24 protein-coding genes are annotated in these 19,367 nt (G+C 71.0%); 17 read left to right on the top strand and 7 right to left on the bottom strand.

Annotated elements, in window-relative coordinates; translation table 11 throughout:
* Positions 1 to 8: 8 nt before the first annotated feature.
* From FHR82_RS39275 to FHR82_RS39240, 8 genes are all read left to right on the top strand, one after another.
* Positions 9 to 1,094 carry a PPE domain-containing protein gene (locus tag FHR82_RS39275; RefSeq protein ID WP_184815717.1) on the top strand — a complete coding sequence of 362 codons (1,086 nt, stop codon included), beginning with the start codon at positions 9 to 11 and terminating at the stop codon, positions 1,092 to 1,094.
* On the top strand, positions 1,084 to 1,425 hold the full coding sequence (locus tag FHR82_RS39270; protein ID WP_184815716.1) for a hypothetical protein: 342 nt from the start codon (positions 1,084 to 1,086) through the stop codon (positions 1,423 to 1,425). Before FHR82_RS39275 ends, FHR82_RS39270 begins: the two co-directional genes overlap by 11 nt.
* Positions 1,422 to 2,159, top strand: a complete 738-nt coding sequence (locus FHR82_RS39265; protein ID WP_184815715.1) for an ESX secretion-associated protein EspG — start codon at positions 1,422 to 1,424, stop codon at positions 2,157 to 2,159. The genes FHR82_RS39270 and FHR82_RS39265 overlap by 4 nt, the downstream gene beginning before the upstream one ends.
* Positions 2,149 to 2,547 carry a YbaB/EbfC family nucleoid-associated protein gene (locus FHR82_RS39260; RefSeq protein WP_184815714.1) on the top strand — a complete coding sequence of 133 codons (399 nt, stop codon included), beginning with the start codon at positions 2,149 to 2,151 and terminating at the stop codon, positions 2,545 to 2,547. The genes FHR82_RS39265 and FHR82_RS39260 overlap by 11 nt, the downstream gene beginning before the upstream one ends.
* On the top strand, positions 2,544 to 2,849 hold the full coding sequence (locus tag FHR82_RS39255) for a WXG100 family type VII secretion target (RefSeq protein ID WP_184815713.1): 306 nt from the start codon (positions 2,544 to 2,546) through the stop codon (positions 2,847 to 2,849). The genes FHR82_RS39260 and FHR82_RS39255 overlap by 4 nt, the downstream gene beginning before the upstream one ends.
* Positions 2,846 to 4,225 (top strand): WXG100 family type VII secretion target, encoded by a 1,380-nt coding sequence (locus tag FHR82_RS39250; protein ID WP_184815712.1) that lies wholly within the window; start codon positions 2,846 to 2,848, stop codon positions 4,223 to 4,225. The genes FHR82_RS39255 and FHR82_RS39250 overlap by 4 nt, the downstream gene beginning before the upstream one ends.
* Positions 4,226 to 4,353: 128 nt before the next feature.
* Entirely contained in the window at positions 4,354 to 5,757 is a 1,404-nt protein-coding gene (locus tag FHR82_RS39245) for a hypothetical protein (protein ID WP_221464840.1), read from the top strand.
* Between the two features lie 264 nt (positions 5,758 to 6,021).
* On the top strand, positions 6,022 to 6,396 hold the full coding sequence (locus FHR82_RS39240; protein WP_184815711.1) for a hypothetical protein: 375 nt from the start codon (positions 6,022 to 6,024) through the stop codon (positions 6,394 to 6,396).
* A 265-nt stretch (positions 6,397 to 6,661) separates the two neighbouring features.
* Here FHR82_RS39240 and FHR82_RS39235 read toward each other — a convergent pair whose 3' ends face one another.
* A complete protein-coding gene (locus tag FHR82_RS39235; protein ID WP_184815710.1) occupies positions 6,662 to 6,958 on the bottom strand; it encodes a hypothetical protein in 297 nt (98 codons plus the stop codon).
* A gap of 157 nt (positions 6,959 to 7,115) precedes the next feature.
* Here FHR82_RS39235 and FHR82_RS39230 point away from each other — a divergent pair, with 157 nt between their 5' ends.
* From FHR82_RS39230 to FHR82_RS39215, 4 genes are all read left to right on the top strand, one after another.
* On the top strand, positions 7,116 to 8,189 hold the full coding sequence (locus FHR82_RS39230; RefSeq protein ID WP_184815709.1) for a FecCD family ABC transporter permease: 1,074 nt from the start codon (positions 7,116 to 7,118) through the stop codon (positions 8,187 to 8,189).
* 1 nt (position 8,190) lies between these two features.
* On the top strand, positions 8,191 to 8,991 hold the full coding sequence (locus tag FHR82_RS39225) for an ABC transporter ATP-binding protein (RefSeq protein WP_184815708.1): 801 nt from the start codon (positions 8,191 to 8,193) through the stop codon (positions 8,989 to 8,991).
* A complete protein-coding gene (locus FHR82_RS39220) occupies positions 8,975 to 9,955 on the top strand; it encodes an ABC transporter substrate-binding protein (protein WP_184815707.1) in 981 nt (326 codons plus the stop codon). The genes FHR82_RS39225 and FHR82_RS39220 overlap by 17 nt, the downstream gene beginning before the upstream one ends.
* Before the next feature lie 346 nt (positions 9,956 to 10,301).
* Positions 10,302 to 10,805 carry an SMI1/KNR4 family protein gene (locus FHR82_RS39215; protein WP_184815706.1) on the top strand — a complete coding sequence of 168 codons (504 nt, stop codon included), beginning with the start codon at positions 10,302 to 10,304 and terminating at the stop codon, positions 10,803 to 10,805.
* A 48-nt stretch (positions 10,806 to 10,853) separates the two neighbouring features.
* On the opposite strand, the gene FHR82_RS39210 is transcribed toward FHR82_RS39215, so the two are convergent.
* Positions 10,854 to 12,104, bottom strand: coding sequence for an MFS transporter (locus FHR82_RS39210; protein WP_184815705.1), 1,251 nt, complete (start codon positions 12,102 to 12,104; stop codon positions 10,854 to 10,856).
* Positions 12,105 to 12,279: 175 nt separating this feature from the next.
* On the opposite strand from FHR82_RS39210, the gene FHR82_RS46935 reads away from it, so the two are divergent.
* The 3 genes from FHR82_RS46935 to FHR82_RS39195 are packed head-to-tail and all read left to right on the top strand — an operon-like array spanning position 12,280 to position 14,979.
* Complete coding sequence (locus FHR82_RS46935) at positions 12,280 to 13,071, top strand: Rossmann-like domain-containing protein (protein WP_184815704.1); 792 nt, start codon at positions 12,280 to 12,282, stop codon at positions 13,069 to 13,071.
* Positions 13,072 to 13,079: 8 nt separating this feature from the next.
* The gene (locus tag FHR82_RS39200) at positions 13,080 to 14,069 is read left to right on the top strand and encodes a GHMP family kinase ATP-binding protein (RefSeq protein WP_184815703.1); all 990 of its coding nucleotides are present in this window, start codon (positions 13,080 to 13,082) and stop codon (positions 14,067 to 14,069) included.
* Positions 13,981 to 14,979 (top strand): pyridoxal-phosphate dependent enzyme, encoded by a 999-nt coding sequence (locus FHR82_RS39195; protein WP_184815702.1) that lies wholly within the window; start codon positions 13,981 to 13,983, stop codon positions 14,977 to 14,979. The genes FHR82_RS39200 and FHR82_RS39195 overlap by 89 nt, the downstream gene beginning before the upstream one ends.
* Here FHR82_RS39195 and FHR82_RS39190 read toward each other — a convergent pair whose 3' ends face one another.
* Positions 14,980 to 15,759 carry a class I SAM-dependent methyltransferase gene (locus tag FHR82_RS39190; protein WP_184815701.1) on the bottom strand — a complete coding sequence of 260 codons (780 nt, stop codon included), beginning with the start codon at positions 15,757 to 15,759 and terminating at the stop codon, positions 14,980 to 14,982.
* Between the two features lie 75 nt (positions 15,760 to 15,834).
* On the opposite strand from FHR82_RS39190, the gene FHR82_RS39185 reads away from it, so the two are divergent.
* The gene (locus FHR82_RS39185) at positions 15,835 to 16,173 is read left to right on the top strand and encodes a hypothetical protein (RefSeq protein ID WP_221464839.1); all 339 of its coding nucleotides are present in this window, start codon (positions 15,835 to 15,837) and stop codon (positions 16,171 to 16,173) included.
* Positions 16,174 to 16,183: 10 nt separating this feature from the next.
* Here the strand turns inward: FHR82_RS39185 and FHR82_RS39180 are convergent, their stop codons facing one another.
* Together FHR82_RS39180 and FHR82_RS39175 are read right to left on the bottom strand one after the other, a co-directional pair.
* Positions 16,184 to 16,363, bottom strand: coding sequence for a hypothetical protein (locus tag FHR82_RS39180; RefSeq protein WP_184815700.1), 180 nt, complete (start codon positions 16,361 to 16,363; stop codon positions 16,184 to 16,186).
* A gap of 366 nt (positions 16,364 to 16,729) precedes the next feature.
* Positions 16,730 to 17,086, bottom strand: coding sequence for a hypothetical protein (locus FHR82_RS39175; protein ID WP_184815699.1), 357 nt, complete (start codon positions 17,084 to 17,086; stop codon positions 16,730 to 16,732).
* Between the two features lie 107 nt (positions 17,087 to 17,193).
* Between FHR82_RS39175 and FHR82_RS39170 the strand changes: the two genes are divergently transcribed.
* Positions 17,194 to 17,838: a TetR/AcrR family transcriptional regulator gene (locus FHR82_RS39170; RefSeq protein WP_184815698.1), complete on the top strand. Its 645-nt coding sequence runs from the start codon at positions 17,194 to 17,196 to the stop codon at positions 17,836 to 17,838.
* 26 nt (positions 17,839 to 17,864) lie between these two features.
* Here FHR82_RS39170 and FHR82_RS39165 read toward each other — a convergent pair whose 3' ends face one another.
* Positions 17,865 to 18,746, bottom strand: a complete 882-nt coding sequence (locus FHR82_RS39165; protein ID WP_184815697.1) for a Vgb family protein — start codon at positions 18,744 to 18,746, stop codon at positions 17,865 to 17,867.
* A gap of 79 nt (positions 18,747 to 18,825) precedes the next feature.
* Entirely contained in the window at positions 18,826 to 19,359 is a 534-nt protein-coding gene (locus FHR82_RS39160) for a hypothetical protein (RefSeq protein ID WP_184815696.1), read from the bottom strand.
* Positions 19,360 to 19,367: the final 8 nt, after the last annotated feature.

Genomic DNA, 19,367 nt, shown 5'->3' with positions numbered 1-19,367 from the left:
TCTGTGACGTGTTCGAAACTGTCGAGGACCTGGTGAGCGCGGTGACCTCGGTGCTGAGTCCGGACGGGCCGCTCGGGACGCTCGCACAAACCCTGACCGACGCGCTGGACAGCGTGTGGGCGGAGTTCTTCGGTTCGCCGACCCCGCCGGGCGGCACGAACTGGAACGCCTACAGCCATGAACAACTGCACCGGATGCTGTGGGAGGGCGCGGACGTCGGCGACGTCGGCGCGGTCGCCGAGGAGTGGGGCCGGCACAGCACCGCGCTGACCGGCTACGCGGACGCGCTGCGCCGCGAGGCCGACGCGCTGCGGTCGAACTGGCAGGGCCGCGCGGCCGACCTCGCCGCGGACCGGCTCGCCGAGCTGTCCGACAAGATCTGGAACGTCGGCGCCCGGGCGAGCACGGTGCAGAAGGCGGCCGGTGACGCGGGTGACGCGCTGGCCGTCGCGCGCAACACCATGCCGCCACCTCCGCCGGACCCGATGACCCTGGCGACGAGCTCGGTCGGCGCCGGGCCGTTGCACCCGGTCGAGGCGATCCTGGTCGGCGGCGCGCGGATCTTCACCGCCGACGCCGTGGCGGGGGTGTCCAAGGCCGAGGCGGTGCGGGTGATGCAGCGCTACGAGTCGAGCCTGCGGAACAGCAGCCACCAGGTCGTGCCGGGACGGCCGGACGCCGCCACCCCGAGGACGTACGGGGCGGACGGTCTGGACGGGCCGGGAGGAGCGACGACCAGCGCGGCCGGGGTCACGGCAGGCGGGTCGTCCGGGACCGGCGGTGTGCCGTGGTCCCGGCTGGTCGGGGGCGGTGCAACGCCTGGCCCCGGCGGGATGGTCGGCGCCGGTCCGGGTTTCGCGCGCAGCGTGCTCGCCGCGGAGAGCGCCGCACTCGCCGACGCGGCGGCCAGGCGCGGAATGGGCCCCGGCGGCTTCATGCCCGCGATGGCTCCCCGGCACGCGGACGAGGAGCAGGACAAGGACTACCGCAGCAGCCTGCCCAACGTGGACAGCGGGCTCTTCACGGTGGACGAGCGGACCAGCACGCCGGTGATCGGCGGCGTGACAGACAGGGAGCACGACTTTGACCTCTGACCGGGACTCCAAGGACTTCGAGGTCCTCGCCGACGAGCTGACCGGGCAGGTCCGGTCGCTGGTCGACGTCGGCGACCAGACGAACGGCCTGGTGTCCTCCGCGGGCAGGCTGGCCGAGCACAGGCCGTTGCTCGGCACCGCGCCGCCCGCGCTGCACCTGGCGGCGCGGCTGCGGGAGGCGGCGGGCCCGGCCGGGCTGACCGGCGAGGTCAGCGCGGCCGACACCGAGCTGGCCAGCTACCACCGGGCGCTGCGGGCCACCGTGGACAGCTACCAGGACGGCGACCGCGAGGTCGCGTGGAAGTTCACCGAAGGGGAGACGGCGGGATGACCGCCGCGCCGGTGACCGGGACCCGGCCCGACGGTGTCCACTTCGGGCTCGTCGAGCTGGACCTGCTCGCCACGCACGCCGGTGCGCGGTTCCCGTTCCCGCTGCGGGTGGGGGAGTTCGGCCGGATCGCGGGGGAGCGGGAGGTGCTGCTGGCCGCGGCGGGCGTGACCCTGCGGGCCCGTGGCCTGGCGGGCGAGCGCGGACCGCTGGGCGTCGCGGCCGAGGTGGTCACGGCGTTGCGGGAGCACCGGGGCGCGGTCGACCTCGTGCTGACCGGCCAGGACGGGACGTTCGGTGTCGTGGCCATGGTCTACCGGTCCTGGGCGCTGATCTGCCGCCAGTCGATGACGGGCAACCCCGCGGTGAACGGGGTGCGGATCCGGCGGGTCGCGCAGAACGCGATGGCCGGGGAACTGCTCGGGATGGTGCCCGAGGTCGAGTCGGCGGTGGCCATGCCGATCACGCTCCCACCGGACGGCCGTGATCCCGGTGCGCTGGAACAGGTCGGCGTGCTGCTCCCCGAGCTGACCGGCACCGGGCAGCTCGGGGCGACCCGCCGCGACGGCGGCCGGACCGGCATCGAGCTGTCCTGGGTGGACGGACCGCGCGGCCGCGTACGGGTGAACCGCACGGACGACGGGTGGATCAGCGTCAACGCGTTGCGGCCCGTCGATCTGCGCCACGCGCTCGACAACTTGGTCATGATCGCCAGAAGGGAAGACGATGGATCCTGAACAGTGGCTCGCGCAGTACGACAAGCGGCTCACCGAGATCGCCAAGCGCGCCAAGGAGGCGGGCGAGCGCGTGCGGGAGGCCGGTGGGACGGCGTCCTCCCCCCGCGGCGAGGTCGAGGTGCGGGTCGGCGCCAGCGGCGTGCTCGAGGATCTCACCCTCACGCCCGACGCCCGCACCCTCGAGTCCCAGGACCTGGCGCGGCTCATCCTGGACACCACGCGCAAGGCGCGGCAGGCGGTCAGCGCCCGGATCGCGGGCATCTCCACCGCCTACCTCGGCGAGGGGCCCGCGCTGGACGTGATCAAGCAGCACCTGCCCGCGCCCGTGGCCGCGCGGACGGAACCCGATGACGACGACTACTTCGCCAACCCGGAGATCACGCGATGACCAACTTCGATGTGGACCCCGGCCAGCTGCACGGGCACGTCGGCGACCTCGACGACGTCGCCGACCAGCTGTCCGCCATCGGCGGGCGGCTGCCGAGCGGCCTGTCCGACCTCGCGCTCGGCCTGTTCGCCAACTTCCTCGCGACCGGCCTGCAGGGCGCCATGACCCACGTCGCGAACACGGTCACGGAGGCGTCGTCCTCGGTGGCCGAGATGAGCACCGGCATGGCCCGCACCGCCGTTGGCTACGAGTACACCGACGACACCAACGCGACCGACCTGACCCGGGAGTACCCCCGATGACCGACACGGACACCGCACGGATGGTCGTCGACCTGCGGGCGACGAACGACGCCGTGAACGCCAAGGGCTGGGTGGCGCCAGGGCTCGGCGTGCCCGGCGCACCGCTGGGCATGCTCGGCTCCTCGCTCAACCCGCTGACCGGGCTCGCCGCGGCAGGCCTGAGCTGGTTCATGCCGCTCGTGTCGTTCCTCGGCGAGCCGCTCACCCAGCTGCAGGGCGGGAACGGGTCGTCGGTCACGTCCGGCGCGCAGGACTTCGGTGACGCCGGGCAGGACATCGCAGGAGTGGCCGGTTCGTACCGGGAGTCGGCCGGCTCGCAGACCTCCGAATGGTCCGGCGCGGCCGCGTCGGACTACCGGGACGCCGCCGCACAGCACGGGGACGGCGTCGCGGGCCTCGGCGAGGCGAGCAACAACGTGGGCAGCGCGATCATCGGCGCCGGCCAGGTGGTGGCGCAGGCCATCGCGGAGGTCACCGAGCTGATCGCCGAGGCGGTCGCGCAGATCGTGCCGATCATGACGCAGGCCGTCGCGCGGGCGGGTGAGACGTTCGGCCAGAGCGTCGTGGAGGCCATCCCGCCCTGTGTGGGGATCGCCGTGGAGTACGCGTTGCGGATCGCCGCGAAGCTGGCGGCGCTCGTGGCCAGCGGCAACAACCTGCTCAAGCTCGTGCAGGGCGCGCTGGGTGTCGTGGACCTGATCAAGGCGGCGCTGACCACCATCAGCAAGCAGAGCGTCCAGGCCGACACGACATCGCCCGAGGCGGGTGGCGGTGGCGGTGGCGGTGCTGCCCAGCCGCGGGGCGGTGACCTCGCGAGCACGTTGGCCGCGGCGGACCCCGCCGGTGACACCGGATCGTCGTCCCCGGCCTCCGCCGGTGGCGGGGCGGGCGGCGGCGCAGGCAGTGGCTTCGGTGGCGGTGTGCCGACACCGGGTGGCCTGTCCACGCCGGGTGGCTCGAGCGGTCCGCCGGACGTCGGCACCCGGTCGTCCGGTGTGGTCCCGCAGGTTCCGTCGATCAACGGCACGGACGCGGCCCGGTTCTCGGGCGGGGTGGGCGGAGCCGGCGTGTCCTCCGGAGCCGTGCCGGGTGGCGGGGCGCAGCTGGGTGCCGTGCCGCTCGCGCCCGGCGCCCGCGTCGGCGGCGAACGTGGCGCGGACAGCGTCCGCCGGGAGGGCCAGACGACCCGTGCGCCGTCGTCGTCCCGGGGTGGCGGTATCGGTGGCGGTGGCGCGCCGGGTGTCATGCCGATGGGCGCCATGGGTGGCGGCCGGGTGAACGGCGAGGACAAGGAGCACGAGCGGCAGTACGTCATGCTCGAACAGCACGACGAGCTCTTCGAGGTCCCGCCGCAGGTCGACATCAACGAGAAGTGACGCGCCGTCCCCGTCCCGCTCCCTCGCCGGGACGGGGACGGCCTCCTCCCTTCGGCCGGTGACGTGATCATCGGATCCGACTAAGGTGGGGAGGTCCTGCCTGGAGGATCACGACGTCGGGGGTTGTGGTGAAGGGTCTACGAGGGCTGCTCCTCGCGCTGGTGCTGGTGGCGGCTTCGGTGGTGTGGCCGGGTTCCGGGAGTGCGGTCGCCGACACGTGGCGTCTGACCACGGCGCAGCGGCAGGCCTACCTGGCGCACTACGCACCGGTGATCCTGAAGCGCGGCGACGAGAACAACGGCCGCGAGGGCAGCGACTGGCTGTCCAACTACGACTTCGACCGCGACGGCGACTTCAGCGACAACCGGGCGAGCTGGCGCACGGTCGGCCAGTACGCCACGGCGGGCGCCAATCCCCACTGGCGGATCCGGCCCACGCTGTACACGGCGCTGATCGAGTACACGGAGAACGGGGTGAAGAACCTCGTACTGCTGTTCCACGTGTACAACGCGGCGGACAAGGACTTCGCGGAGATCCACGACTGGGAGCGCGTCGAGATCGTCCTGCGCGGTGTCACCGGCACGCCGGGGGCGGGGGAGACGGTCGGGCACGTGACCGTCACCAGCCACAAGGACCACGTCATGCGCCGCGGCACGGACAGCGCGGTGAACTTCATGCCGACGGCGACCGGCAGGCACCTGTTGCTGTGGCAAGCGGACCACAGCAACTTCGACCTGCCCGACATCAACCCGCACGGCCACGAACTGCGGTTCGCCACCACACCGTGGACGACCATCGCCGCGCGCATGGAAAGCACGAGCACGGCCGAGACGGACATCAACAACGACAACGAGAAGAACGTGCACTACGCGTTCGTCCCGGAGAACTCGGCGGCCGCGGTGGCGACGTGGCGGGCCCAGCCGATCACCCCGGCGACGGCGAACGCCTTGGCGAGCAAGGTGGACAACGGCACCGCCGTCCCCTGGCAGGCGACCAAACGCGTCACCTACGAACTGCAGGACCTCGCCGATGTCGTCCCGACGCACTGGCAGCACGCGAACTGGCAAACCCACTGGCTGGCCGACAAGTCGAGCGACGTGCTGCTGGAAAGCCCGGTGACCGCCGAGAACGGCGCGGCGGAGGTGAGCGCGGGCCTGCAGCGCTTCTACACCGCGTCCCGGGACAGCGCCGCGTCGGACCTGACGGACGGCCGCGAAGGCGTACTGCAGAAGGCGTGGTTCTACGGCGCGTACTCCGGTGAGGAGAACGCCGACGAGATCTCGGGCTCGGACGACTTCGGCGGGTACGCGGGCCTCGGCGTCGACAGCGCGGGCCGCAGCCGCGGCGCGGCGAGCGGCGATCCCGCGTCCCACAACACCTACTGGCGCCAGCACGACTTCTTCGTCCACACGGGCGCCGTCGACAGCGCGGACCACCGCGAGACCGGCACCTGGCTGCCTGGCGAGTGGTACACCCCGGCGAACGGCGGTTTCGACGGTCGCTGGGTTCAGCTCTTCGACGACCGCCTCTAGTGGATTGTCGCTGTTGACTCTTGGGGTACAGGTCCGGCGGGACGTCACACGTTATGAGATGACACGCGGGCTCAGACCAACGCATGCTGGGCGTCGACAACTGATGTCTACGGTCGAAGGAGTGCCATGTCTCGGTGGGGCAGGCGAGTCGCATCCGCGCTGGTTTCGGTGGTGGCATCTGTGGGGTTGATGACAGTCGCGGCGGCGCCCGCGGCAGCCGACACGGTCACTGCCAGGTACTATGCCTACTTGGGGACTGGGGGCATGTGGTATATCGATCCGCAGTTGACCGTTACAGCCCCGACCACGACGAATGTCGGCGCGACCGAGTCGATCGAGGCAAGTTTCAGAATGTTGTGGCCGCCCTCGTTCGACGAGATACCGGCCAACGAGTTCGACGCCTGGATGCACCTCCGGCTGCAAGGTGCCGAGAGCGGAACGTTGTCCATCCGTGAGATGACGCATCCGAGGCTGGTGCCGGGTGAGTGGGCGACCTTTTCCGGTAGTGCCGAGTATACGTACGGCAATGCGGGCACCGTGACCTACACACCGTCCTGTTTTTCTCCGCACTCGAGCCTCGTCTTTTGTCCGGTCGGCAACCAAAGCGTGCCGATCGCGGACACCACACAGGTTTCCTAGTGCTGTGACCGGGATGGTTCACCGGGGTGTCGTTGGCTGGTGATGCTCCTGGCCGTCCCCGCCTACTGACTCCTGGGTGTTGAGCGACACCGAAGGGCCCGCGGGCTGCGCCAGGAAGTCCCGCAGCACCAGCGCGTACTCCTCGTGGTCGACATCTCCGGGTCGATGGACCCGGAGATGTCGACCGTCGCGAACCCCGCCTCCTTCGTCGTGCCACCGATGACGACCCGGCCGACGTTCTGCCCGCCGAAGACGTCCTGGTGGATCAGCGGAGTTGAGGACGGCCAGCCGGGTGGCCGGGGTTGTTCCTGTGCTCCGCGACGTTCTCGGCGAGGTTCTCGCGCGCGGTCCGCACGATCCGGCGGACCACGGCGGGCTCGTCCCCGGCCGTCAGGCACCACTCACCGAGGAACGTCGGGAACGGGCTCAGCGTGCGGACACCGGGGTTCGGTTCGATCGCGAACTCCGCCAGGTCGACCGTGGCGCCGCCGAAGTCGAGGAAGACCTTCCGCGGCACCTCGTAGTCGCCGGTGCCGCGGGCAAGGCCGACCGCGGCGGCCATCGCGAGGGTGCGAGACGCATGACGAGAACGTCCCATTGGCCTCATGGGGTGCAGAGAGCCGATCGGTGCAGCGTCGTTCACCCGTCCGGCCCCGTGCGCGCGTCCGCAGGCGCACCGCGGGTTGATCACCCGGACGTGCCGGGTACAGTACTTGACAATGACAATCAATTCCAGATGGCTTGCCGGTCGACGCCGGGTCGGCGGCTCGGTGCGGGCGCTCGCGATCGCCCTGTCCGTCGTTCTGCTCGCCTCCGTGCTGGTGGCGATCGGGCTGGGGCCCGCGGTGATCGCGCCGGTGGAGACCGTGCGGTACCTGTGGGCCGCGGTGTCGGGCGGGGAGATCGGGCCGGACGAGGTGACCCGCTACCAGATCGTCTGGCAGATCCGGACGCCCAGGGTGCTGCTGGCCGCGGTCGTCGGCGCCGGGCTCGCGGCGGTCGGCGTCGTGGTGCAGGCGCTGGTGCGGAACGCCCTGGCGGACCCGTTCATCCTCGGCGTGTCGTCGGGTGCCTCGGTGGGCGCGGTCGCGGTCGGCGTCTCCGGCGGGCTGGCGGGACTGGGGATCTACGCGGTGTCGGCGGGCGCGTTCGCCGGTGCGCTGGGCGCCTCCGCGCTGGTGTACGTGGCGTCCCGCTCCGCGGCGGGGATCATGCCGTTGCGGCTGGTGCTGACCGGGGTCGCGATGGCGTTCGGGTTCCAGGCCGTGCTGAGCGTGATCATCTACTTCGCGCCGGACAGCGAGGCGACGAGCGCCGTGCTGTTCTGGACGATGGGCGGGTTCGGTGCCGCGACGTGGGGCGCGCTGCCGGTCGTCGCCGTGGTGGTGCTGGTCGCGCTCGCGGTGGTGCGCCGGTACAGCCGGGCGCTGGACGTGCTGTCGCTCGGTGACGAGACGGCGGGCAGCCTCGGTGTCGACGCCGCGGTGGTCCGAAGGGGACTGTTCGTGCTGACGGCGGTGGCGACCGGCGCGATGGTCGCGGTGAGCGGCGCGATCGGCTTCGTCGGGCTGGTGGTGCCGCACGTGGTGCGGATCCTGGTCGGCGCGGGGCACGCGCGGGTGCTGGTCGTCGCGCCGCTCGTGGGTGCGGTGCTCATGGTGTGGGTGGACCTGGTGTCGCGGACCGTGGTCGCGCCGCGCGAGCTGCCCCTTGGCGCGATCACGGCACTGGTGGGTGTACCGGTGTTCGTCGTCCTGATGCGGCGCCGCGGCTACCTGTTCGGAGGGCGCTGACATGCCGGGACTGCGGTTCGACGACCTGTCCGTGACCGTCGACCACCACACGATCGTCCGGGAGCTGCGGCTCGACGTGCCGGACGGTGCGGTCGTGGGTCTGGTGGGGCCCAACGGTTCCGGCAAGTCCACCGTGCTGCGCTGCGTGTACCGAGCACTCGCGCCGAGCGGGGGAGCGGTCCTGCTCGACAGCTCCGACCTGGCCACGATGAGCCTGCGCGACAGCGCGCGACGGATCGCCGCGCTCACCCAGGAGAACAGCGTCGACCTCGACTTCACCGTGGCGGAGGTCGTCGCGTTGGGACGCACCCCGCACCTGGCGGGCAACCAGCCGCTCGGGCCGCGCGACCGTGCCCTGTGCGACGAGGCGATGGCCCGGCTCGACGTGCTGCACCTCGCGGAGCGCAGCGTGCTGTCGCTGTCCGGCGGGGAACGGCAACGGGTCCTGATAGCCCGTGCGCTCGCGCAGGAACCCGAGGTGCTGGTGCTCGACGAGCCGACCAACCACCTCGACCTGCGCCACCAGGTCGAGCTGCTGAGCCTGTTGCGGGGCGCGGGCAGGACCGCGCTCGTCGTCGTGCACGACCTCAACCTCGCCGCCATCGCCTGCGACCGGCTCGGCGTGCTCTCCGGTGGCGCGCTCGTCGCGTCCGGGCCACCTGCCCACGTGCTCACCCCGGAACTCGTGCGGGCGGTGTTCGGCGTGGCCATGACCGTCGTCCACCACCCGGAAACCGGGGTGCCCCAGCTGCTCCACTCATTGTCCACTATGGAGGAAAGTCCCGATGGTCCCCGTTCGTAGACTCGCCGCGCTCGTCGTGGCCACGATCCCGCTCGCGGCCTGCGGTGCGCAGGTCGCCGAGAACCCCGGCACGCGGACCGTCACCGTGTCCCGGTGCGGCGAGGAGGTCGAGTACACCACGCCCCAGCGGGCGGTGGTGTACGAAGGCGGCAGCGCGGACAAGATGTTCGCACTCGGCCTGACCGACCACGTGCACGGTTACGTGATGCCACCCGCGAACCCGCCCGTCGAGGAGTCGCCGTGGGCGGCCGAGTACGCGAAGGTCGAGTTCCTTGGCGACGACCTGCTCAACAAGGAACTCGTCGTCGAGGCGAAGGCCGACTTCGTGGTCGCGGGCTGGCGTTCCGGGTTCTCCGACGAGCGCGGCATCACCCCGGAGATCCTGGACGGGCTCGGCATCCAGAGCTTCATGCACACGGAGTCCTGCTACAACTACCCGAACCACCCGGAGAAGGTCACCCCGTTCGAGGCCCTCTACACGGACCTGGAGCGGATGGGCCGGATCTTCGACGTCGAGTCCCGTGCGAAGGACGTCGTGGCGGACCTGAAGGACCGCGTCGAGAAGGTGCGAAGCGAAGCGCCCCAGGGCGACCCGGTGCCGGTGTTCCTGTACGACTCGGGCACCGACCAGCCGTTCACCGCGGGCAACCAGGTGCCACCGAACGAGATCATCGAGTTCGCGGGCGGCCGCAACATCTTCGCCGACCTCGACCAGCGCTGGACCCAGGTCGGCTGGGAACCGGTCGTACAGGCCAAGCCGGAGGTGATCATCATCCTCGACTACGGCGACCAGCCCGCCCAGGAGAAGATCGACTTCCTGAAGACCTCACCCACCACCGCGTCCCTCCCCGCGGTGGTGAACAACCGCTTCTACACCCTCGACTACAACGAGGGCATCAGCGGCCCCCGCAACGTGGACGGCCTGGAAGGCTTCGCCGAGTACCTACGGACCCTGCCGAGCTAGTCAGCGCTGTTCCACCCAGGCCGGACCGAGGAAAGCCGCCACACACACCACCCCCAAGACTGCCTGCCATCCCGTCGACCTGGCGAAGTGAGGTCGACGGGATGGCAGGCAGCCCACCGAAAAGAGTCCCTGCCAAAAGGGATGCCTCGTAACCCGGTGTCGGGCCGGATCTGCCGATCATTTCCGTACGGTGGTGGTGAGGAGATCGTGGACCGTCGTCCGGTCCAGGCCGGGCCGGGCATGGCATGATGCTTGAGTGCTGAATGATGCCGAATCCGCATGGCGTCAGGTTGTTTCCTGGCTGAGTGTTCATGCCCCTGGCACGGCCGCATGTCTACGACCACCCGTGAAGCGCACGGATCTGGAGTTGGTCTCCGCGTTGTTGAACCGGCCGTTGCCGTCGGATCTGGTCGCGTGGTGGCGGATGTCGTGTGGGGTGACGAACCATGTCGGCGGCATCCTGATACCGCCCAACTACGTGCCGTATGACATCGATCGCGTCATCGACACGCGCGAGTCCTTGCTGGAGACGTGGGTGGAGGGCGTGTCCGAACACGACATCGCCGCGTTGGTTGACGAACCTGCGGGTACGCCGGTCTCCGGGTGGCTGCCCGTCTGGCTACCCGTTGCGGGCGATGGCGGCGGGGGCGACTTGTTCGTCGATGTGCGCTCTGGTCCGTTGAGCGGATGCGTCATGCGGTGGGACAAAGTCGAAGCGGCCGAGTTCGAACCTCTGTGGCCCAGCATCTCTGTGATGCTCAGCGACATAGCCGACGCCCTCGAACACGGTGTCGAGATCGACGGGGTGAGAGCCGTGGTGGTGGAGGACCAGATGCTGGACTGGCATTGACCTCCAGAACTCGCACTGACAACGACAAGGTCGATTACGAGACATCACTCAGCCGGAAACACGGTCCTCACGCCTACCGAACTCACGAGTCGTAGGAGCGAACATCGCGGCGACGGGAACCACGAAGCACGCCGCCGCACACACGCCCAGCACAGCGGTGACCCCGAAAGCGTCGATGGCTGGCGCGATGAGTGCGAGCCCGAGCGGGGCGAGGCCGTACGACAGCAGGAAGTCCAATGACGACACCCGTGCGAGCTTGTCCGGGGCGACCTCGCGCTGGGTGGCGGTGAACCAGGGCACGTTGAACAGTTCGATGCCCAGTCCGGCGACGACGTACGCGGCGACGACCACCACCCAGTGCACGGGGAACAGCAACGCGAGCGGCGCGAACCCGTAGCAGGCGAGTGCGGCGAGCGCGGCCCACCCCTGCGCCCTCGGCCGCCACCGGGCGACCACGAGCGCGCCGAGCAGTGCGCCTGCCGTGTACGCGGTCAGCGCGGCGGCGAGTACCGCCTCGGTGTCGTAGCGGTCGCGGCTCACGAGCGGGAGCACCACGGCGGTGGCGGAGTAGCCGGTCGCGATCACGGCCGTGAGTGCGCACAGCCCGGCGAGGAACCACGGGTGCCGTCGCGCCTCCCGCACCCCGTCGGCGAACTCGCGGACGAAGGAGAAGGACCGTGCGTCGGTGGGTGCCGTGTGCCTGCCCCTCGGTGGTACCAGCGCGGCGAACAGCCAGACCACGCCGGTGCCCACCAGGAGCGCGGACGTGCTGAGGACCGTGGCGAGCAACGCCGTCAGCGCGGGCGCGGTGAGCGTGATGACCCGCACCGACAACGCCATGGCGGCGTTGGCGGTCTGCCTGCGCGCCGGCTCGACCACCTCGGCGACGAGCGCCTGGAACGCTGGCCTGCAGGCGCCCTGGCCGGCGCCGACCATCAGCGCGGCGACCGCCATCAGCGGTACCGACCGGTCGAGCCCGAACGCGATCACCGGCGCGCCTGCCGCCGCCGCCAGCCCGGCCCACAGCACCACGGCGCGGCGCGAGTGGCGGTCGGCGAGCACCCCGCTGACCGGCACCGCCAGCAGGAAACCGGCGGTCCGAGCCGCCAGCACCACACCGAGGCCCGCCGCGCTCAGTTCGCGGGTGAGCACCGCGAGTCCCAGCACGAAGGGCAGCGACCACGTCGCCAGCCCCGACGCCGTCGTGCCCAGCCACAGGCGGGCGAACCCCGGTTCGAGCAGGACCGATCGTCGCGGGGTGCGACGGGTGTGGTGGGTTGTTGTCTCGGCGTTGGTCATGAACGCACTCTAGACGATAATGGTTTTCATTTGTAGCATGGTGTGCGTCTGACCCCTGCCTCCGGAAGGTGTCCTCTGTGGACCTGCTGACCGACCAGCCGCCCCCGTCGTCGCGTGCCGAGCGGATCATCGCGCTCGGCACGCCGAAGGCCGACCCGCGTGGCGGCGGTGCCGGGTGACCGTCGACGACCTCATCGCCAGTGTCCGCGCGGGCGAACACGGCACCTCGCCCGCGGAACTGGTCGCGACCAGCGTGTTCTGGCTGCACCACGGCACCAGGCTCGCGGGCGGGAACACCACGTACCGCAACCAGTACGTCCTGGTCCGATGTGGACGGTCGTTCGGCGCCTGTGCGTTCGAGGCAGGCGAGATCGACCCGGACATCTGCCGCGACGCGTCCGGCGGTACCCTCGACGACCTGTTGCGTACCGGTCCGCTGCCGCTGCGGATCGCCGCGCTGGACGCCTACCTCGCCGCGACCCGGCCCCACCACGGGGAAGCGGTGGAGCTGCCCGCGGGCACCCCCGAGGAGCGGGCCCGCGCACGGGACGCCGCCATCGCCGACCTGCTCGACATCGCGCCGGGCGCGAAGGTCGCGCTCATCGGTGTCGTGAACCCGCTGGTGGCCGCCATCCGTGAGCGCGGCGGCGTCTGCCTGCCCTGCGACTTCAACCTCCGCGCGACGCAGTGGGGCGACGCCGTGGCACAGACCATGACCGAGGTGCTCGGTACCGCCGACGCCGTGGTGGCCACCGGCATGACGCTGGGCAACGGCACGTTCGACCAGATCGTCCACCGGTGCCGGGAACGGGATGTGCCGCTGGTCGTGTACGCGCAGAGCGGGAGCGCGGTCGCGCGTGCGTTCCTCGGCGCCGGGGTGACCGCGCTGTCCGCCGAACCCTTCCCGTTCTCCCAGTTCAGCGCCGAACCCACGCTGCTCCACCGCTACCGCGCGGCGGCGGCGTGAACGGCGGCATGAATGCTGGCAACGGCCAGGCTTCCGGTCACCACGGTGAGATCCTGCAGGGCGTCTTCCTGGACGCGTCAGGACGGCCGTGCCGCGGGCTGGTCACCCTGCCGATGCCAGGGCCGGGGGTGCGCGCCGAGTTCACGCCCCGGCCCGGTGACCAGGTCGTCGTGCATCCGGCGGACCGGGTGAAGGCCGCCCGCGCCGCGTCGCTCACGATCGCGGAGTGCGCAGGCCGGACCGGCCTGCCCAGGTGCGGCGGACAGCTGCGGCTCGACAGCGACATCCCGCTGGGACTGGGCATGGGATCGTCCACAGGGGACGTCATCGCCACTGTCCGCGCGGTCGCGGCGAGCTACGGGGTCGACCTGCCACCCGGAGCGCTGGCCCGCCTCGCCGTGGCGGCCGAGGACGCCAGCGACCCGATCATGCTCGCGGACCGGCCACTGTTGTTCGCGCACCGGGAAGGCCGCGTCCTGGAGGACCTCGGGGAGGCGCTGCCGCCCCTGGTCGTCGTCAGCTGCCTGACCGGTGGCGGACGGCCGGTGAACACGTTGGGGTTGCCCGCCTGCCACGACGACGAGGTGCGGTCCTACGAACGGCTCCGCGTCGTCCTGCGGCAGGCGATCGCCGACACCGATCTCGCCCTGCTCGGCCAGGTCAGCACCGAGAGCGCCCGGCACAACCAGCGCGTGCTGCCCAAGGAGGAGCTCACCGGACTGGAGGCCGTCGCCCGAGGGACCGGGTCGGCCGGGGTGCAGGTCGCGCACAGCGGGAACGTCGCAGGCCTGCTGTTCGACCCGGCCGCGGACGACCTCGACCGGCGCCTGTGGCACTGCGTGCGCGCACTGGGCAGCAGGAACATCCCCGTAGCCCGGATCTTCAGCACCGGCCGACCGGAAGGCGGACATGGACAGCCACATCGCCGACGCGATCAGCAGACCGGACCTCGTACACCTCGACGATCAGGACGGTGGGCTCGTCTGCCTGCGTTTTGAATCCATGAAGGTGGTCTCCGCGATGGCCGCCGTCCGGCACCTGCTCGACACCGGCGCGGTCCGTCCCGGCGACACCCTGCTGGACTCCTCCAGCGGCATCTACGCCTACGCGCTCGCGCTCGCCTGCCACCGGTACGGCATGCGCTGCCACATCGTCGGCTCCACCACGGTGGACGACACGCTGCGGGCACAGCTCGCGGTGCTCGGCGCGCACCTGGAGCAGATGGCGCCGTCCACGAGCCTGAAACTCGACCAGAGCCGCCGGGTCGAACGCATCGAGGAGATCCTCCGCGACCACCCCCGCTACCACTGGATGCGCCAGTACCACGACGACATCCACTACCTCGGCTACCGGGCCGTGGCGGACCGGATCGCCGACGAACTCGGCGACGGTCCGCTGACCGTCGTCGGCGGGGTCGGGTCCGGCGCGTCCACCGGCGCACTCGCCACGTACCTGCGCGGTCGGGTGCCGGACGTGGCGCTGGCCGGGGTGCAGCCCTTCGGCAGCGTCACGTTCGGCAGCCAGCACGTGTCCGACCCGGACATCATCATCGCGGGCATCGGCAGCTCGATCCCGTTCGACAACGTCGCCCACACGCTGTACGACACCATCCACTGGGTGGGTTTCACCGCCGCCCTCGCCGGGAGCGTCGACCTGCTGCGGGAGCACGCGGTGTTCGCGGGCCTGTCCACCGGTGCCGCGTACCTGGCCGCCCGCTGGGAACGCGCCCCGCACCGCACGACACTGTTCATCGCCGCCGACACGGGCCACCGCTACGCGGGCACGGTCTTCGCCCGCCACGAGGAAGCCCCGCCGATCGCGGCACTCACGCCGACCCGGGTGTCCGCTGTGGAGGAACTGGCGCTGCCGTGGTCGCGCATGGACTGGGGACGAGGAGACGCCCCGTAGTCAGGTCGCGGTGGTGCCGGTGCCGATCAGGGTCGTGGCGTCGAGTTCGGTGACGCCGTCGGCGCGGAGGGAAGCGAGGTAGTGCTCCCGCACGGTGTCGACGGTGCCGGGGTCGAGCTTGGCGAGCGCGCCGCGGTAACCGGAGCCGGTGACCACCAGCCACGCCACCTCCGGGGTCATGGTGAGGCGCATGTCGTGCGTCGTGACCGCCACCTCGGTCAGGCCGCGCTCGGTGAGCCAGGCGGCGTACGTGCCGGGCTGGTTGATCCGGTCGAACAGGGACCGCTCGCGTTCCTTGGGCGGTGCGGTGCCGGTCGCCGCGGCCACCGCCAGCCCGAGGTGCCGCCCGGCGGCCGCCATCGCGTCGCCGCGCCAGATGGTGAACACGACCCGGCCCGCGCGGCTGATGAGGTGCTCGGTGCCTGCCGTCATGTCGGGGAAGAAGAAGATGCCGAGCGCGGACTGCACCACGTCGTAGCCGCCGGTGTCCCACGTGGTCACGTCGGCCTGGTGCGCCCGCAGCTGTGGCAGCCCGGCCGACAGCCCGCGCAGCTCGTCGACCATCGGGCCCGACAGGTCGACCGCGTCCACCAGGCCGTCGGCGCCGACCGCCTCGGCCGCCGGGATCGCCGACGCACCGGTGCCGCAGCAGGCGTCGAGGACCCGCTCGCCGGGGCGGAGCCCGGCGGCGGCCACGGTCGCGACGCCGATGGGGCCCCACAGGTACTCGCCGAGTGCCGTGAAGTCGGCCGCGGCGGCGTCGAACGCGGAAGTCGTCATAAGCGTGACGATAATCGTTCTCAATTCAGGTTCCAAGTCCTTGCCCGGAGCCCGCGGATCGGTGAGGCTGACCTGGTGGACCACCTGGCACATCCCGTCGAGTGGCGACCGGCCGACGAGGCGGTGTTCGTCTACGCCGCGCGAGTGGACGGCGCGTGGTGGGTGTTGCGGCGCAACAGTTTCCCCGACCACCCGCTGTACACGCTGTTCGTGGACGGCGCCGTCGTCGGCGACGTGGAGGACCTCGGGACCAGGGCGCCTGCGTGGGACCTGGACGTCGCAGGCCGCCCCGCGCTGACCGGTGAGCAACGTGCCGAGGCCCTGTCGTCGTTGCGTGGGTTCGGCCCGTACGGCAGCGAGGTGGGTCGACCCTGCGACGGCGACTGGTGCTGCGCCAGGCGCGCCGGGACGTGAGGGATCGTGGTCATTCGAGTTCCGCGGGCCCGGCGCTGTCGCGCACGTCGTGGTCCATGCGGAGGAACTCGGTGATGCGGAGGATCTTCGGTGGGCGGGCCACCTCCTCCGGGAGGGCTTGGCACGCCTCGTCCCGTCCGACCAGGCGGGGAGCGGTGAGCGCCACGTCCCGGCTGTCGACCCGGAGCACTGCGGTCGTTCAGCTGTCCGGCTGTTGGTCCGGAGTTGCGAAGGCCCGCTGTCTCAGTCGCCGAGGAACCATAGGTACAGGTGCTGCCCGTCGAGGACCCTCCGCCCAAGCTCCATGAGTTCACGTGCGAACTCATCGGTGACCACGCCCGGCGGCAGCCGCGGGACCTCCTCCAGCAAAGTGGCCACCTGGCGGCTGTTCTGGTGCGCAGTGGCGGGTTCGTCGATACGTCGCTGGATCGGCTTCCCCTGGATGAGGTGTTGGCCGGGTCACCGGTGCGCAGCCGCGGCTACTGGAGGGGGCGACGGTGGGCAGAGGGCGCCGACACACATTTCCTCTGGCCCGTCCGGTGAAAGGGCAACCAGCCTACGATCGCAAAGATTCTGCCTGCGGGTCATAGCAGACGAGCCCGTGCTCGCGAGCCAGCGAAGCGGCGTACTCAGACACTTCCTCAGCCTTGCTGTAGGACATGAGCAGGTACACGATCGGCCCTGACGCCTCGTTGATGACTGGCGGCGACGCCCAAGCGCCACTGCCTACACCACTGCCGTCGTCAGGGTATCGGTCGATGAGCGCCTCGACGTAACCCACAATGCGCGGCGCTGGAGGCACAACGACATCATCCGACTCCAGATAGCGCTCATAGAACTCGTCGTAGACCGTACCCGCTTGGTGGTTGTCGCGTGGACGTTCACCGTCCCACACAGCAAGGTCATAGCTCACAGTCGAATCATCGCAGGTGGCAGTTCGGTCGCAGTCAGCAAGCATGGAGATCGAGCCAGCCGCCAGGCGATCCGTAAAGGCTTCCTTACAAGTGTGAGGTTGTCCACGTGTCACCACGAAAGCCGCTCAGCAAAGCCCGCGTTCTGGAAGCCGCTGTCCTGGTCGCGGACCGCGGCGGCGTCGAGGCCATCACGATGCGGCGGGTGGCGCAGGAACTGGGCGTGGAGGCGATGTCCCTCTACCACCACGTACCGAACAAGGACGCGATCCTCGACGCCGTGGTCGACGTGGTGTTCGCGGCGATCGAGCTACCCGAACCCGACGGCGGCGACTGGCGCGACGCGATCCGCGTGCGCGCGCACTCCGCGCGCGCCGTCCTGTCGCGGCACAGCTGGGCCCTCGGCCTCATGGACTCCCGCCGCAATCCGGGCCCGGCCACGCTCCGCCACCACAACGCCGTCCTCGGCGTCCTCCGGGAGGCGGGATTCACGGTCCCGATGGCCGTGCACGCCGTGTCGCTCATCGACAGCTACATCGGCGGGTTCGTCCTCCAGGAGGCAAACCTGCCGGTGGTGGCGAAGGGCGAGGTCGAGCAGGTGGCGGGCGGCATCCTCGAACACCTGCCGGAGGAGTTGCCCTACCTCAAGGAAGTGATCGTCGACCACGCCCTGCGGCCGGACTACGACCACGCGACCGAGTTCGGCTACGGCCTGGACCTGATCCTGGACGCACTCGAAGCCCGCAGGGGGTGAGCCAAGAGACTCGCCGCGTCCGGAGTTCAGTGCGCGCCGAGGCTCACCCGGGCCAGCGCCCCGGTTTCCAGTGCCGTCCACACCGCACCGTCCGGGCCGAGCGCGATGCCGTGCGGTTCCGAGCCTGCCGTGGGCAGGTCGTGCACCTCGATCGTGCCGTCGGCGGTGACCGAGCCGACGCGGTTGCCCGCCCACTCGGTGAACCACAGCGCGCCGTCGGTGCCCGGGGTGATGGCGTGCGGCCGCGCGGCACGGTCGGGCAGGGGGAACTCGGTGATCGCGCCGTCTGGGGTGACGCGTCCGACGAGACCCGCGGCGATCGCGACGTACCACAGCGCACCGTCCTGGCCGGTGGCGATGCCGACCGGCGCGGAGTCCGGTGTGGGCAGTGGGTGCACCGCGACCTGACCGTCCATGTCGATCCGCCCGATCGCGTTCGCCTGGTTCATGGTGAACCACATCGCGTCGTCGGGTCCTGCGGTGATCGCCGAGGGGAACGCGCCGGCCTGGGGGAACGGGAACTCGGTGATCCGGCCGTCCGTCGTGATCCGTCCGATGTGGCCGGTGGCGGTCGCGGTGAACCACAGTGCGCCGTCGGGGCCCGCGGCGATGCCGAACGGTCCGCACTCCGGCAGCCGGAACCCGGTGACCGCGCCGTCGGTGGTGATGCGGCCGATGCGGTGTGCGCGGTACTCGGTGAACCACAGCGCGCCGTCCGGCCCGGGCGTGATGATCGTCGGCCCGGACGCCGGGTCGAGCCGGTGGTTCGACGGCGTACCACCGGGGACCAGCCGACCAATTTGTCCACTGTGGACGAGCGTGTACCAGAGCGCGTCGTCCGGGCCCGCGGTGATCGCGTACGGCCCACCTCCCGGCACGGGGAACTCGTCGATCGACACCTGTGTCATGTGGTCACTGTGCCAGGGGGAGCGCTTGCCGCGCACCGCGATCAGCGCACCGGACCGGGTGCTGGCGGCGAGACCTCCGTCACGCCGAGGGCTGGAGGTACAGCCAGTCGCCGTCGGACTCGACGAAGGTGAGGGTCAGGTAGGCGTCGCCGGTCAGTGCGGGGGTGCGGTACGGGACGTCCTTCGTGCCCGGGGTGGCGCCGTCGACCGGGGACGTGAACTCGGCGCCCTCGAGGTGGTCGGCGAGTTCGTACACGCCGTCGCGGATCGTGGCCTGAACCTCGGTCAGCTCAGCGTCGCTCATGCCGGCAGCGTGCTCGCTCGCACAGGCCGCGTGGCCGATGCAGGTCAGCTCCAGCAGTTCGTCGCCAGAGCCGGTCTCGGCCGCCGCCGCGAACGACTCCGCCGCCGCCTGCGGGGAGCTGAGGTCGTAGCCGGAGTTGGGCGCGGCGGCCGTCTCGGCCGAGGCCGAGGCCGACGTCGAGGTGGGCGGGGGCGGGGCGGCCGGGTTCTGGTCGGTGCCGCCGCCGGAACACGCGGTCAGCGTGACCGCCGCCGCGGCGCCTGCGACCGCCCACGACCATGAGGAGCGCCGGCGGGTTGGGGACGTCATGACCATGG

The organism is Actinophytocola algeriensis (genome assembly GCF_014203735.1).
GTDB lineage: Bacteria > Actinomycetota > Actinomycetes > Mycobacteriales > Pseudonocardiaceae > Actinophytocola > Actinophytocola algeriensis.
This window is presented reverse-complemented; position numbering and strand designations above follow the sequence as displayed.